This window comes from Chromohalobacter sp. HP20-39, from assembly GCF_033052815.1.
Taxonomy (GTDB): Bacteria; Pseudomonadota; Gammaproteobacteria; order Pseudomonadales; family Halomonadaceae; genus Chromohalobacter.
Genome location: NZ_JAWHTP010000748.1, coordinates 1 through 266 on the forward strand (window position 1 = coordinate 1; position 266 = coordinate 266).

At 61.7% G+C, this 266-nt stretch carries 1 protein-coding gene; it reads left to right on the forward strand.

What is annotated here, in order from left to right:
- A partial coding sequence (locus RVY79_RS19945) for a SulP family inorganic anion transporter (protein WP_317466312.1) occupies window positions 1-266 on the forward strand: 266 nt, incomplete at both ends.

Below are 266 nucleotides of genomic sequence, written 5' to 3' on the forward strand. Positions count from 1 at the left end.
CGCCGCCCGGCTGGGGACGGTCATCAAGTTCATCCCGGCCCCAGTCATCGTCGGCTTTACGACGGGGATCGGCGTCATTATCTGGGTGGGGCAATGGCCCGATTTTTTCGGGCTACCCAAACCGTCTGGGGCACATTTCCACGACAAGCTCTGGCATACGCTGCAAGCCCTGCCGCATCTGCATCCCGCAACTACGGCATTGGCCATCGCAAGCCTGTTGCTGGTCATCCTCACCCCGCGCTTTGCTCGTCTTAAGCGGGTGCCTG